Origin of the sequence: Fictibacillus gelatini DSM 15865 (assembly GCF_000430745.1) — a bacterium.
Taxonomy (GTDB): domain Bacteria; phylum Bacillota; class Bacilli; order Bacillales; family Fictibacillaceae; genus Fictibacillus_A; species Fictibacillus_A gelatini.
In genome coordinates, this window is the sequence record NZ_AUMP01000007.1 from 57453 (window position 1) to 71646 (window position 14194).

The following is a 14194-nucleotide window of genomic DNA, read 5'->3' on the forward strand; positions in this document are numbered from 1 at the left end:
TAACAATCAGTTTATAAATGAAAAAACGAAAAAACCATTGGATCTAGTATTTATTTTTGATAAACTTCAAGGAATTGAAAAGGTTAAACCATCAAAATGTACATACGGTTTAGATGAACCACCATCTGTTTCTTATAATTTGAATGAAAAACATTTAATGAAATTATAAATGACGATTTAAAAATTAAATATACTACTTTTAAAAAAGCTATTATTTCTATGAATTTGCAAAAGACAAAAAAGGGAATGCAAATATTCTCTATTACGGTAGGGTTTGAGTTAAAAAAAAGGATAAGAATGGACAGGTTATAAGTTATGATATGGGTAACAGTATTTTTTTAGAGAGTGGTAATCTTGATGCTAAGAATAAATTTCAAGAGAAGGGATGATGTCTATGACAGTTGAAACAATGATTTAACTTCTGATAAAGGCAAGTTAGTTTTAGCAAAAAGTATCCACGGGAAATAGTTGAAACTTTTTGATTCAAATTTAGATTGGAGTTTACAATGAATAACAGAATGGATAAAAAAACTAGGAATCAATTATTAAAAGCGCTAGAAAATGCAAAAACGCATCACAGGCAGTTAGAAATTAGACGGGAACAACGGCTTTGGAAGAAGATTGAACTACCATGCAAGCTTTATACCATACTCCGTTCATTGACAAAGAACGAATTGGATGTGATTCGTAAAAATCTCAATCTTAGAGGAATGAGCTCCTTGAAGAAAGATGAGTTAGCACGTGAACTTGAACGAGCTATACCCATTTGTTTTAAACTCGTTTTATCCGTTTTCGATCAGGAAAGATACGAACTCATTCGAAAAATTATAAAAAATTCCGGAGTATTGCCTATTGACGATGAATTTCCGATTTCAAAAATTGAATCGCTGATGGGGTACGGGATTATTTTTCCCGTTATAAAAAAGGAAAAAAAGATCTTAACGATACCGACTGAACTTTGCGTTGAATTTGAACATATCGATGACACAGAACTTCAAGAAAAAATTCGCAGGAACACAGAATGGATTCTCCTTACCCATGGATTACTTTATTACTATGGGGTATTGAATACATCCAAAATCCTGGATAGGATCAGTTCGCTAACAGAGCAAAAGGTAGAGATTGGTGAATATTTGCATGTTATCCATACAGCAAGTGACTATTATGATCAAGTAAGATTCTCTAATGGATATCTCAAAGATCATAGGATTTTTGATGAAAAGAAAATCATCGATCAACATAAAATGAGATCCGATATCGACTATTACCCGTTTTCAAAGAAACAGCTTTTAAAAGCGGGAGTTCAGGGATATATCGAAAAAACTCCGGCAATGAAAAAATTTCTTCGATTTTTGTTGGAACATTATGATCTTACCGCCGGGGAAACGGATGAAATCGCGATACAAATGAATAATATAATTCATATGGACTTGGAGCCGTCGATGATGTTTCAATATTTGCAAAGTCGGTTAGAGTTTCCTTCATTTGAATTTGTTCAGCAATTAACGGAGAAAATGATGGATGTTTATAATAATTCTCATATGTGGGTTCTTAAAGGTTATACCCCTGCTGAGTTGTCTAAAAAAGAGAAAACACACTTGAATCCTGTGCCATCCGAACCTTTCGGACAGGCCGGGACCGGTACAAAGGAAAGAGGGAACAGCCGTAAAATAGGACGCAATGATCCTTGCCCATGCGGGAGTGGGAAGAAATATAAGAAGTGTTGCGGAAAAGATCAATAAGACCGATTTTTAGATAGATACATTGCTTTTCATAGCACTTGCGGCGCTGCGCGTCTTTGCTATTATTCTAATGAGAAAACGTAAAAAGAAACATTTTAAGGTTTAGCTAAATCTATTTCAAATGCCCGTATATTAATTAATATACGGGCATTTATCATATACTGATTTTGAAGAAGGATTTGGCATGATCTGAAAGTTATTAATAGTTTATAGATTGTAATGCACTCGAATGGTTGTTCCGGGTTACTAGAAAAAGATAGTACTTTAATTATGGCTCTGCTTAAGTAAAATAATAGTTAAAGCCAGGAGTAAAATCTTTCCGCAAATTCTTTAAATAAATAAGGAAAAATTTAATCAATAAACAAGGGGAAACAATGAAAAAAGTATTTTTTATCCTACTGTTGTCGGCGGTAATCAGTCTATTAAGTGGCTGCCTGTTCATTAAAGAGATTGACTATCATGCGATTGCAAAAGATTTAAATGAAAAGAACATGACATCCATTATGCGTGCGAAAAACGGACATTCGGAATATCATCAGGATGCTTATGTGATTACTTCGTCACCAGCAGAAAAAAACCAAATAAAAAAGGAAACAGATGAAATCTATTTTGAAGGAATATATAATACCGCCATAAATTCAGCTGCAGGAAAGGCGGTAAAAAGTTTTGAAGTTAGTATCGAAAAGGGGAATGAAGAAAAGCAAATTAAAGAAGAAAGTTCAAAAGAGTTTAAAGTACGTTATGCAAATAATCAATATGTAAATCAAGAAACAAATAAGACGCTTAACTTGCAATTTATGCTTGATAAACTCCAAGGAATTGAAAAGGTGAAGCCAAAACATTATGAGTACGGTTTAGACGAGCCCCCTTCTCTTGCTTACAATTTAAATGAACAAGAGTTTAACAAGATTATAAATGATGATTTGAAGATTGATTATGATAAATTTAAAGGAGCCATGATTTCAATTAGATTGCAAGAAGATAAACCAAAGCGCCTTTTTATTACAGATATTTCGGTCAGTGTTGAATGGCAGAAAAAGAATAAGAAAGGTCAATGGATCGATTATTTTTATGATAATACCGTAGATTTAAACTGACTCTGGCAATTATATGCAAAGGAGAGGAAATAGATAATTCCTTCTCAAGACTTAGGATGATTTCGAACACGCAACATATAATATAAAGGATAAACAAGCACTCAGTTGATCCAACTTGAGTGTTTTTCATTTTGGAGCAAACTTCTTGACGTCTATTCTTGCATTATTTATAGTTTTAAGTATAAAAAGTATAAATAATAAGTGAGGTTCATGATGAAATCTAATCGAAAAGTAGTGATGATTGCGTTAATGATGGCGACATTTTTGACGGCAATCGAAGGAACGATCGTAAGTACGGCGATGCCGAAAATCGTCAGTGATTTAAAAGGCATTGAGCTGATGAACTGGGTGTTTTCCATCTTTTTGCTTATTTCGGCGACCGCCGTCCCGATCTTCGGAAAGCTTTCGGACCTATTCGGGCGAAAAAGCATTTTCATTGTTGGAACACTTATCTTTTTATTAGGCTCCACACTGTGCGGATTTTCGCAGTCGATGCAGCAATTGATCTGGTTCCGCGCTCTACAAGGAGTTGGAGCAGGAGCGATTTTGCCTGTAACTTCAACCATTATTGGTGATATTTTTCCGGTAGAACAACGGGCGAAAATGATGGGATTCATGGGAATGATCTGGGGAATTGCCGGAATTACAGGACCGCTTGTCGGCGGATTTTTTGTTGACCAAATTTCCTGGCACTGGATTTTCTTTATGAACATTCCATTTGGGATTGTAGCGATCATCATGATTGCCGTTTCATTAAAAGAGTCGATTGAGAAGAAGAAGCATCATATCGATTATTTAGGCGCAATTACGTTTGCTATTAGTATGATCAGCCTTTTATATGCCCTGCAAAAAGGCGGTGAAGAACATAAGTGGACAACTCCGACAATGCTTGGCTTATTTGCCTCCTTTATCGCATTTCTGCTTATCTTTTTATGGATCGAATCAAAAGTGAAAGAACCGATGATGCCTCTTGAATTGTTCCGTTCAAAAGTAATGGCTGTATCGAACGCGGCTGCCTTTTTAGTTAGCAGTGTTTTAATCGGTTTAATGGTTTATATCCCGATGTGGGTACAGGGCGTGTTAGGACAGGGAGCGACTAGAGCAGGCTTCGCTTCCACTCCGATGTCACTCACCTGGATGCTCGGTTCGTTTTTATGCGGCCGCATGTTAGTGAAAAATGGCCAGCGAGCCGTTGGGCTGCTAGGTACTTTTGTCATCATTGCCGGGACAGTTTGTTTATCGTTTTTTCAAAAAGACAGCATGGAATTCTGGTTTTATCCGATTACCGCACTGATCGGTCTCGGCTTCGGGCTTGTTATCACCTTATTTACCGTAAGTAGCCAGGCGGCCGTCGATTGGTCAAAACGCGGAGTGGCAACCGCGTCCAATACCTTTTTCCGAACCCTCGGCCAAACGATCGGCGCAGCGCTATTTGGAACGTATTTTAATGCAACGCTATCAAATGAAATCGCCCGTCATCCCGATTTGACAATGGGACAAATGAACCAATTGATCAACCCGGAAGGAACGAATGCATTGCCGGCTAAGATAGAAGCCGTTCTTCGCGAAATTCTTGTATCAGGCTTGCACCATATTTTTCTCGTATTAATTATTATCGCCGTTATCGCTATGCTTATCTCGGCCAACTTGCCCCGTGAAACACTTGAATCCAAAAAAGAAAAACAACATACAGCATAATTTTGAGGGAGGCTACCGTGGAGGCGGTGGCCCCCCTTTTTTCTGTTAAACTGTCCATTCAATGATGCATAGTCTATTCAATTCTTAATATATATTTTGTAAAACGCTTACGCCAAATATTGCTCGAAATTCGTTTTTCATCTGGCATGAAACTTGCAACATTCATCTGATAAAACGTGCAACTATTTTAAAAAGTTGGACGATAAAGTGGGGAAAAAGGAGGGCATTTTAAATGATGATTCAAGAAATCGTAACAAGCCGCTGGGATAACCGGGAGATTGTGCCGTGTCCGTCGTATGGTGTTGTGGAAGAAATTATTGTTCAGCCAGGTGACCGGATTTACGAATGGGAGCCTTTGTTTACTATTAAAAAAATCCAGGGCTCTTTAGAACAAATTACTGTAGGCGTAAGCGGCATCGTTGATTCGTTAAAGGTGAAAAAAGGCGATAAAGTAACGCCAGGTACGGTATTGGCAACGATTAAAGACGATCTTTTTGTGTCAGGAAGCGATTAAGAAAAGTATGCATGAACTCCTTGTTAGTTGGAAAAATTATGTAGAGGACAACTGAACAAGGAGGAACATTCATGACTGATAATTACAAGGATCATAAACAGATGCCCCAGTTTCCGGAGCCATACTGGAGGGAATCTGCAGAATTGCCACGCTTTAACCAACTAGAAGAAGATATAGATGTTCACATTGCGATCGTTGGCGGAGGAATATCCGGAATAACGACAGCCTATTTGCTCATAAAAGAAGGATTCAAAGTTGCCATGATCGATGCCGGAAATCTTTTAAATGGAACAACGGGGCATACGACTGCAAAAATTACTGCCCAACATGGTCTCATTTATGATGAACTCATTTCGAATATAGGAGAAGAAAAGGCAAGAAACTATTATGATGCGAATATAGAAGCAATGAAGTTCATCCAATCAACCATTCAGGAAAATCATATCGATTGTGATTTCAGTGAGGAAGACGCCTACATTTTTACAAATGATGACCAATATGTCGATAAATTGAAGAAAGAAATCGAAGCGTATAGGAAGCTTGGGATAAATGGTGAATTTCTAGAGAGCCTTCCTCTCGATTTCTCGATAAAAGCGGCTGTCAAAATGAATAATCAAGCGCAGTTCCACCCGTTAAAATATTTAAAGAAACTAATTGAAGATATTACAAATCAAGGCGGGCTGATCTTTGAAAATACAACGGCGGTGCGTGTCGAAAGAGGGGATCGTCCGGTCATTTATACGAGGGACGGACATGCGATCACATGTGATCAGCTCATTTCATGTTCTCATTTTCCGTTTTACGATGGCGGTTTTTACTTTTCAAGAATGTATGCCGAGCGTTCTTACGTCATTGCCGTGAAAACGGAAAAAGAATACCCTGGCGGCATGTATATTAATGCGGAACAGCCTACCCGCTCATTACGCTATACGATGCATAACGGCGAAAAATTGCTTCTTATTGGCGGTGAAAATCATAAGACAGGCCAGGGCATCCCGACCATTCAACATTACGAGGCTCTTGAAGAATTTGCGAACGAAACATTCGGGATCAAAGACTATTTGTTCCGCTGGTCAACCCAGGATTTAACGACATTGGACAAGATTCCATATGTCGGGCGAATTTCTTCCGGGAAACCGAACATTTTTGTTGCCACAGGCTATCGAAAGTGGGGAATGACGAACAGCACGGCTGCTGCATTATTGCTTAGAGATTTAATCATTCAAAAAGAAAATCGTTATGAAGAACTTTATACGCCATCCCGGTTCGATGCGGAGCCGAGCGTAAAAAATTTCCTGATCCAAAATGCGGATGTCGCGAAACATTTAATCGAAGGAAAGCTAGAGTATGCACTTAGAAGCGCCGATGATCTTGAGAACGACGAGGGATCTGTCGTCAATGTGGACGGCAAACGAGCCGGCGCCTATAAAGACGAAAAAGGTGAGGTTCATCTAGTTGATACAACGTGCACACATATGGGCTGTGAAATTGAATGGAACTCCGGTGACCGCACATGGGATTGTCCGTGTCATGGTTCAAGATTTTCAATTACAGGTGAAGTGATCGAAGGTCCCGCTAAGCGGCCGCTAAAGAAAATTGATCCTATTTAAAAAAGAAGCTAAGCCCAAATCGCCGGGCTTAGCTTCTTCTCAATCTTCGTAATAAGGGTTGAGATGAATAAGCACTTCCTGAATGTTATCGTATTTTTCCATCAGCCTCTTCTTAATCGCTCTTCCTAAGTCATGCCCTTCCTTAATGGTTTTCTCATGATCGATCGAGATTCTTAAATCAACAAGAATATAATGGCCATGTTCTCTTGCGCGGATCCGGTCAATTCGCTTAACCTCTGGAAACTTGAAAACGATGGATTCATATTGACGGATCAATTCCTGATTTACATTCCGCTCAAGCAGTATATTGAACGATTCAGAAAGCATTTCTTTTGCAATTTTAAAGATGAGATAAGCGACAAAAATACTGGCGACTTTGTCAGCATAAAGAAGAACATTCACATTTTCGCTTTGCCCGATGATGGATATCGACACACCGACAGCTGCAGCGATTGAGGCGACAATGTCTGCCTTATGGTCATAGGCAATCGCTTCGATCGCCTTGCTGTTATATTTTTGCGAAACTTTTAAGGAGTAAAGATATAAAAGTTGTTTTGCAAAAAAGGAGAATAACGCTACCCACATTGCCATTAAATCAGGAGCTTTAACGGGATGGAAAAAACCTAATACCGCCTCAACGATAATATATAATGAAACTAAAAGTAAAAGAATCCCAACGATTCCTGAAATAATGACTTCCGCTTTTCCATGCCCGTATGGATGTTCTTTATCGGGCGGTTTGTTCGCAATCCCAATAACGAACAATACGATCACGGAAGCGAAAACATCGGCGGCTGAATGAATACCGTCTGCAAATACTGCATCACTTCCGCTGCGAAAGCCGAAGAGAAGCTTGCCTACCATTAATACAACGTTGCTCCATACACTGATCCAGGCTACTTTTTTACCAATTGATTCTCGTAACTCCATTTACATCCTCCAGAACAAAACTAGATATTTATCTTATCAAATCCTGTAATGGTGAGTCTACAGCAAAAAAGTAGCCCTATTTTACAGAAATAAGCGGATTCAAACACTATTGTATCCAAACTTCTTTTTTGGATTCGAGCAAAAAAACAGGAAAATAAAGTTATCGCTGAAATTATGTCCATCCTAATTTTTGCTTAAAGTGTGCCGCTTCATGGATAATTCGCTCTTCATCAAGCGTTAAACAGTTACCGTCCGACACAATTTTTTCTCCGGCGATAATAACATCTGATACATCTTTTCCGCTTGCGGCATAGACGAGATGTGAAAGAACTTCTTCCGCCGGCTGCAAATGAGGTTTATTTGTTGGATCGATAGTAATAAAATCAGCGCATTTCCCGGCTTCAATCGAACCGACGTCCAGCATGCCTATAGCTTTTGCACCTGTTTTTGTGGCTAGTGAAAGAGTTGTTTCAACAGGCATTACGGTAGCATTTTGGTGAAGTCCTTTTTGCAATAGAGCAGCAATGCGCATTTCCTCAAACATGTCTAAATTATTATTAGAAGCAACACTGTCTGTGGCGATCCCGACTTTTATCCCGGATTGAAGCATGGCGTGGACATCCGCAATCCCAGACCCAAGTTTTAAGTTACTATTCGGGTTATGTGCGACCCTGGCGTCACACTCTGCTAAAAATGCACGTTCATCTTTATTTAATACGACTCCGTGTGCCATTATCGTTGGTTGATGAAACAAACCGTGACGTGCCGCATGCTCAACCGGTCTTGCCCCATATTGTTTTTCAATTTCTTGAACCTCATAGACGTTTTCTGAGACGTGTATATGAATCATCGCTTGATTTTCAGAAGCGATGCGGGCACACTCTTCCAACATTTCGGGAGAACAAGTATAAGTGCTATGGGGGGCAACCATTGTTGTTACTCTTCCGTTCTTGTTATGGTATCGTTTAATAAAGGCTTCGGTTTCCCGGATGGTGTGGCTTTGCTCTTCTTTCGTTCCAAAACTAAAGAATGTCGGCGAAACGGCCGCACGCATTCCGCTATTTTGGACGGTCTCAAAGATTAAATCGGAATCAATTCCAATCGGGTTAAACATATCGGAAAACGTTGTTGTCCCGCTTTTGACCATTTCGAGCAAACCAAGTTCCGTACTGGAAGCCGCAAGCTCCGGGGTGAATTGACGCTCAAGAGGCCAAATCCGGGTTTCAAGCCATGGCTGAAGCAACATGTCATCGCCAATTCCTCTTAATATCGTCATAACGACATGCGTATGCGTGTTCACAAGGCCAGGCAACACCCATTTTCCGTTTAAATCAATTTTTTTATCTATTTTGAAAGAGGGGGTTCCTTTGCCTACTTCTAAAATCTTATCTTTCTCAATAACAATATAGCCGTTCTTTAACACTTCATTTTTATCATTCATTGTAACGATTGTGCCATTTATATAGACTGTTTTCAAAAAGCAGCATCTCCTTAGTTATCTGTAGCTTTCTTCATTTTAACGGTTCATTCATTGTTTTTCCTCTTTACGTATCTAAATGTGGTATGATTTGTTTGATATTGGTTGAACAAAGGAGCAAAAATGAAATGTTCTTTTATTGTTTGCTGTTTTTATATATGGTGGCCATTGAACCTATTAAAGGAAAGAAGGACTATTTGCAATTTAAACGGGAAGTGACTGAAAATCCTTCTTACAGGATCAGCTATTACCGTAAAATTATTTTCTCAAGCTGGACGCTTGTTATTCTTTTATTGATAGGAATGTGGTTTGAGGAAACGGCTTTTTCTGATATAGGGTTAAATGCCATCAGGTTAAAATCAAATTCTTTTCATGCCCCGGTCAACAGTGTCTTTATCGGAGTATTAATCGGTGTCATCGTTGCTCTTTTTTTGCCTGTTATTTTATCAAAGTATAGCAAAAAATATCAGGATTCTCTCTTTTCACAATTGAACGGCATAGAAGAGCTTCTGCCCTCAACTAACAAAGAACGATGGTGGTGGATGGTTGTTTCGCTGACCGCCGGAATAACAGAGGAGATTTTGTATCGGGGATTTCTTTATTATAGTTTCCATCGGATATTTCCGGGGGCTTCGATCTGGAGCATCGTATGTTTATCCGCCGTTATCTTTGGACTGGCACACGCTTATCAAGGAATTAAGGGAATGGCCCTTGCGGTGTATTTAGGCGCCATTTTAGGATTAATCTATATTGAATTTGATTCACTTCTGCCCGCTATGTTTATTCACGTGCTATTTGACCTGCGGCTGATTGCGCTTCTGCCAGGAGGACGGAGACGGGAAAAAGAAAATGGATTTGAACCTTACATTGTCCAAAAAAAGCGAGTCGATTGATGAAAGCGCGTTGCTTAAAGACTGGTGGATATGATAAAGTTAAACGTAGAAATGTGCGACATGTGGGGGTGTGACGAATGCAGACTTTAACAACCATTTTACTTGTCATCGTATCTATTGCGCTAATTATTGTAGTATTACTCCAATCCGGCAAAGCGGCTGGTCTTTCTGGAGCGATTACGGGCGGTGCGGAACAGCTATTCGGAAAGCAAAAAGCTCGCGGGATTGATGCTGTGCTGAATAGAATTACCGTGATTTTGGCGACTTTATTTTTCTTGCTTGCAATCGCAGTCGCTTATTTCGTTTAATGAGGAGCCGGGGTGGATGAATGCGATCCATCCCGGTTTTTCTTTTCACATGATACCGTAATGATTGTGAATCCAACAAAACGGGTAAAATAATTAGTAGATGAAAAATACATAGGAGACATGTTTAAGGGAGAGAGACAACAATGAGATACACATTGCCAAAACCATTTTTATGGGAAGAAGGGAAACGGGCTGTGCTTTTATTGCACGGATTTACAGGGAGCTCAGCAGATGTGCGCATGCTGGGGCGGTACTTGCAAAAAAAGGGTTATACGTGCCATGCGCCGCATTATAAAGGGCATGCCGTACCGCCTGAAGAACTCCTACATACAGGACCGGATGACTGGTGGCAAGATGTAATGGGAGGCTATAACCTTTTAAAAGAAAAAGGGTATGAGGAAATCGCGGTTTGCGGGCTTTCGTTAGGTGGCGTTTTTTCTCTAAAGCTGGCAGCAAGCCATCCGGTAAAAGGCGTTATTCCGATGTGCGCGCCAATGAATGCAAAAACGGAAGAAAAGATTTATGAAGGTGTTCTTGAATACGCCCGCGAATTTAAAGGAAGAGAAGATAAAACTGAGGAACAGATTGAACAGGAAATGGAAGAATTTAAAAAAATACCGATGAATACGCTCAACGAACTAAGAGAGCTCATTACGGGCGTACGAAATTCGGTGGATATGGTATACGCTCCGACATTTGTCGTTCAGGCAAGACATGATGAAATGATTGACATTAATTCTGCAAATATTATTTATGAAGAAGTGCAAAGTACGGTTAAAAAAATAAAATGGTACGAGCATTCCACTCATGTCATAACACTTGGAAAAGAAAAAGAACAGCTCCACGAAGATATTTATGAATTTCTTGAAAGCCTCGATTGGAGTGTGGAATAGTTCATTTTTCCTTTCTAAGTAAGAGAAGCTTCTTTTGCAATCGATGCAAAAGGGAGCTGCGAATGGAGCGAATTCGTTTCCAGGAAAGGATGGACGAAATTGAATAAGCAAAAGATTCTTTCGTTTATGAAAGAAGAAGCGTACAAACCACTGACTGTCCAAGAATTAGAAGAAGCTTTTCAAATTACGGATGCTGCAGATTTCCGTACGCTTGTTATTACATTAAATGAATTAGAGGATGAAGGGTTAGTCGTTCGAACACGGACTAACCGATATGGTTTGCCGGAAAAGATGAATCTCGTCAAAGGGAAGGTTCAGGGACATTCAAAAGGCTTTGCCTTTGTTATCCGTGAAGATTCAGACGAGAAAGATATTTATATTTCCCAGTCTGATATGAATGGAGCAATGAGCGGTGATACAGTCTTAGTCCGCTTAAGCCCGGTTTCTTCAGGTAGCCGTCCTGAAGGAACCATTATCCGGATATTAGAGCGCGGCGTAACGGAAGTTGTTGGAACCTTTCAAGAAAGTCGTAATTTCGGCTTTGTCATTCCGGATGACAAAAGAATTCCGAATGATGTTTTCATCCCGGCTGAAAGTGTGAATGGCGCGGTAGAAGGCCATAAAGTCGTTGCCCGGATTACGAAATATCCTGAAGGCCGCCATAGTGGGGAAGGGGAAATCATTCATATTTTAGGGCATAAAAATGATCCTGGTGTGGATATTCTCTCGGTCATTTATAAGCATGGACTGCCGCGCGAATTTCCGGAAGAAGTGTTGGAACAGGCAAACAGTGTACCTGATACGATCGATCCGAAAGATCTCGAAGGAAGAAGGGATCTTCGCGACGAAACAATTGTCACGATTGACGGGGAAGATGCAAAAGACCTTGACGACGCTGTAAATGTTGTGAAGTTGGATAACGGGAACTACAAGCTCGGGGTTCATATTGCCGATGTCAGCCATTACGTTAAGGAAGGTTCTCCGATTGATAAAGAAGCGCTTGAGCGCGGGACGAGTGTTTATTTGGTTGACCGTGTCATCCCGATGATACCGCATCGCCTGTCGAACGGAATTTGTTCGTTAAATCCAAACGTCGACAGATTAACGATTTCTTGTGAAATGGAAATTACACCGGAGGGAGAAGTCGTCAATCACGATATTTTCCCTAGCGTCATCCGTACGACGGAACGGATGACGTACACAAATGTCCGAAAAATATTGCAGGATGAGGACGAAGAAGTTACGAAACGATATGAAGCGCTTATTCCGTTTTTTAAGCAAATGGGCGAATTGGCCGAAATCTTAAGGAAAAAACGCTTCGCCCGCGGAGCGATTGACTTTGATTTTAGCGAGGCAAAAGTGCTTGTTAATGAAGAAAGCGTACCGAAAGATGTCATCTTACGCGAACGCTCAGTGGCAGAACGGCTGATTGAAGAATTTATGCTCTGCGCGAATGAAACTATCGCTGAACACTTCCATTGGCTGGACCTTCCGTTTATGTACCGGATTCACGAAGATCCGGATGAAGAAAAATTGGCCCGCTTCCTTGAATTTATAACGATTTTTGGATATGTCGTAAAAGGAGCCGCCAATGAAATCCATCCGCGTGCTCTTCAGCAACTTTTAGAAGAGGTTAAGGGCGAGCCTGAAGAAATGGTCATCAGCAAGATTATGCTTCGTTCGATGAAACAGGCGAAGTATGATCCACAGTCGCTTGGACATTATGGTTTGGCCGCAGAATTTTACACGCATTTCACATCACCGATACGCCGTTACCCGGACTTAATCGTTCATCGATTAATTCGAACGTATTTAATCGAGAAAAAAACCGATGCGGAAACAATCGCTCATTGGAAAGGGCGTCTTGGCGAAATTGCTAAACATGCGTCGGAAATGGAACGACGTGCCGTTGATGCGGAGCGGGAAACAGACGATTTGAAAAAGGCCGAGTTTATGCAAGATAAGATCGGCGAAGAGTTTGACGGTGTCATCAGCAGTGTGACGAACTTCGGCCTGTTCGTAGAGCTTCCGAATACAATAGAAGGCCTTGTCCATGTCAGTTACTTAACTGATGACTATTACCATTTTGATGAAAAATATATGGCCATGATCGGGGAACGGACGGGAAACGTCTTCCGCATTGGAGATGAGATTTCTGTTCGCGTTGTTGCCGTGAACCTTGATGAACGGTCGATTGATTTTGAAATTGTCGGCATGAAAGGAACGCGGCGACGAAAAGGAAAAGAGCGCCCGCGTGTTATCGAAGGCGGAGGCGCCCGGAAAAAGAAAACGCGCAAGCCGGAAAACGAACGAAACGGCAATGGCTCGAAAAAAGGGAAAAAACAGCCGTTCTATAAACCGGTTGCGAAAAAGAAAAAGAAGAAAATGAAATAACGGGTCAGGAAACGTCGGTTATTGACGTTTCCTGACCAATTTAGTATAATGATTCATGCGCTTGTTCGGCCGGGCTCGAGCGGCAAAAGCTTGATTAAGAATAGGGCTTTGTGCTTTTGGCAAGCCGCTTTAAGCTAATGGGAGGTTGGGTGTTATGCCTAAAGGAGAAGGAAAGGTTGTCGCGCAAAATAAAAAGGCAAGGCATGATTATCATATTGAAGAAACGTTTGAAGCCGGAATTGTGCTGCAAGGTACTGAAATCAAGTCGATTCGTGCCGGTAAAGCAAACTTAAAAGATTCGTTTGCGAAAGTGCAAAATGGTGAGCTTTTCCTTCATAATATGCATATTAGCCCTTATGAACAGGGAAACCGCTTCAACCATGACCCGCTCCGGACGAGAAAGCTTCTTCTTCATAAGAAAGAAATTAATAAGCTGCTTGGGCAAACGAAAGAGCAGGGCTATTCGATTGTCCCGCTTAAAATGTATTTAAAAAACGGCTTTGCAAAAGTATTAATCGGCCTTGCAAAAGGGAAGAAGAATTACGATAAACGGGAAGACTTAAAGAAAAAAGCGGCAAAACGTGAAATCGAGCGTGCTTTCCGTGAAAAGCAAAAAATGTAAGTTTTACAGAAGCTTA

Annotated in this window: 12 protein-coding genes; 10 read left to right on the top strand and 2 right to left on the bottom strand. The window is 40.4% G+C overall.

Features of this window, described 5'->3' with window-relative positions; all coding sequences use genetic code 11:
• The first annotated feature begins 506 nt into the window (after positions 1-506).
• From H538_RS0110580 to H538_RS0110600, 5 genes are all read left to right on the top strand, one after another.
• A complete protein-coding gene (locus tag H538_RS0110580; RefSeq protein WP_026677571.1) occupies positions 507-1742 on the top strand; it encodes a YecA family protein in 1236 nt (411 codons plus the stop codon).
• A 374-nt stretch (positions 1743-2116) separates the two neighbouring features.
• Positions 2117-2839 (top strand): DUF3952 domain-containing protein, encoded by a 723-nt coding sequence (locus H538_RS0110585; protein WP_026677572.1) that lies wholly within the window; start codon positions 2117-2119, stop codon positions 2837-2839.
• 210 nt (positions 2840-3049) lie between these two features.
• Entirely contained in the window at positions 3050-4537 is a 1488-nt protein-coding gene (locus H538_RS0110590) for an MDR family MFS transporter (protein WP_026677573.1), read from the top strand.
• A 235-nt stretch (positions 4538-4772) separates the two neighbouring features.
• Complete coding sequence (locus H538_RS0110595; RefSeq protein ID WP_026677574.1) at positions 4773-5051, top strand: biotin/lipoyl-containing protein; 279 nt, start codon at positions 4773-4775, stop codon at positions 5049-5051.
• A 71-nt stretch (positions 5052-5122) separates the two neighbouring features.
• Positions 5123-6661 carry an FAD-dependent oxidoreductase gene (locus H538_RS0110600; RefSeq protein ID WP_026677575.1) on the top strand — a complete coding sequence of 513 codons (1539 nt, stop codon included), beginning with the start codon at positions 5123-5125 and terminating at the stop codon, positions 6659-6661.
• A gap of 39 nt (positions 6662-6700) precedes the next feature.
• On the opposite strand, the gene H538_RS0110605 is transcribed toward H538_RS0110600, so the two are convergent.
• Both H538_RS0110605 and H538_RS0110610 read right to left on the bottom strand, forming a co-directional pair.
• Positions 6701-7591 carry a cation diffusion facilitator family transporter gene (locus tag H538_RS0110605; protein ID WP_026677576.1) on the bottom strand — a complete coding sequence of 297 codons (891 nt, stop codon included), beginning with the start codon at positions 7589-7591 and terminating at the stop codon, positions 6701-6703.
• Positions 7592-7763: 172 nt separating this feature from the next.
• Entirely contained in the window at positions 7764-9032 is a 1269-nt protein-coding gene (locus H538_RS0110610; protein ID WP_154657957.1) for an amidohydrolase family protein, read from the bottom strand.
• A 164-nt stretch (positions 9033-9196) separates the two neighbouring features.
• On the opposite strand from H538_RS0110610, the gene H538_RS0110615 reads away from it, so the two are divergent.
• The 5 genes from H538_RS0110615 (at position 9197) to smpB (ending at position 14178) form a co-directional block, all read left to right on the top strand.
• Positions 9197-9961: a CPBP family intramembrane glutamic endopeptidase gene (locus H538_RS0110615; RefSeq protein WP_026677578.1), complete on the top strand. Its 765-nt coding sequence runs from the start codon at positions 9197-9199 to the stop codon at positions 9959-9961.
• Between the two features lie 77 nt (positions 9962-10038).
• Positions 10039-10269: a preprotein translocase subunit SecG gene (gene secG, locus H538_RS0110620; protein ID WP_026677579.1), complete on the top strand. Its 231-nt coding sequence runs from the start codon at positions 10039-10041 to the stop codon at positions 10267-10269.
• Between the two features lie 143 nt (positions 10270-10412).
• Positions 10413-11162, top strand: a complete 750-nt coding sequence (locus H538_RS0110625; RefSeq protein WP_026677580.1) for an alpha/beta hydrolase — start codon at positions 10413-10415, stop codon at positions 11160-11162.
• 99 nt (positions 11163-11261) lie between these two features.
• Entirely contained in the window at positions 11262-13556 is a 2295-nt protein-coding gene (gene rnr / locus H538_RS0110630) for a ribonuclease R (RefSeq protein WP_026677581.1), read from the top strand.
• Positions 13557-13710: 154 nt separating this feature from the next.
• A complete protein-coding gene (smpB, locus tag H538_RS0110635) occupies positions 13711-14178 on the top strand; it encodes an SsrA-binding protein SmpB (protein ID WP_026677582.1) in 468 nt (155 codons plus the stop codon).
• Positions 14179-14194 lie beyond the last annotated feature (16 nt).

What these genes read in the sequence shown, in the direction of transcription:
- H538_RS0110580 (WP_026677571.1), top strand. Translation starts at nt 507, where the DNA reads ATGAATAACAGAATGGATAAAAAAACTAGGAATCAATTATTAAAAGCG.
- H538_RS0110585 (WP_026677572.1), top strand. Translation starts at nt 2,117, where the DNA reads ATGAAAAAAGTATTTTTTATCCTACTGTTGTCGGCGGTAATCAGTCTA.
- H538_RS0110590 (WP_026677573.1), top strand. Translation starts at nt 3,050, where the DNA reads ATGATGAAATCTAATCGAAAAGTAGTGATGATTGCGTTAATGATGGCG.
- H538_RS0110595 (WP_026677574.1), top strand. Translation starts at nt 4,773, where the DNA reads ATGATTCAAGAAATCGTAACAAGCCGCTGGGATAACCGGGAGATTGTG.
- H538_RS0110600 (WP_026677575.1), top strand. Translation starts at nt 5,123, where the DNA reads ATGACTGATAATTACAAGGATCATAAACAGATGCCCCAGTTTCCGGAG.
- H538_RS0110605 (WP_026677576.1), bottom strand. Translation starts at nt 7,591, where the DNA reads ATGGAGTTACGAGAATCAATTGGTAAAAAAGTAGCCTGGATCAGTGTA.
- H538_RS0110610 (WP_154657957.1), bottom strand. Translation starts at nt 9,032, where the DNA reads ATGAATGATAAAAATGAAGTGTTAAAGAACGGCTATATTGTTATTGAG.
- H538_RS0110615 (WP_026677578.1), top strand. Translation starts at nt 9,197, where the DNA reads ATGTTCTTTTATTGTTTGCTGTTTTTATATATGGTGGCCATTGAACCT.
- secG (WP_026677579.1), top strand. Translation starts at nt 10,039, where the DNA reads ATGCAGACTTTAACAACCATTTTACTTGTCATCGTATCTATTGCGCTA.
- H538_RS0110625 (WP_026677580.1), top strand. Translation starts at nt 10,413, where the DNA reads ATGAGATACACATTGCCAAAACCATTTTTATGGGAAGAAGGGAAACGG.
- smpB (WP_026677582.1), top strand. Translation starts at nt 13,711, where the DNA reads ATGCCTAAAGGAGAAGGAAAGGTTGTCGCGCAAAATAAAAAGGCAAGG.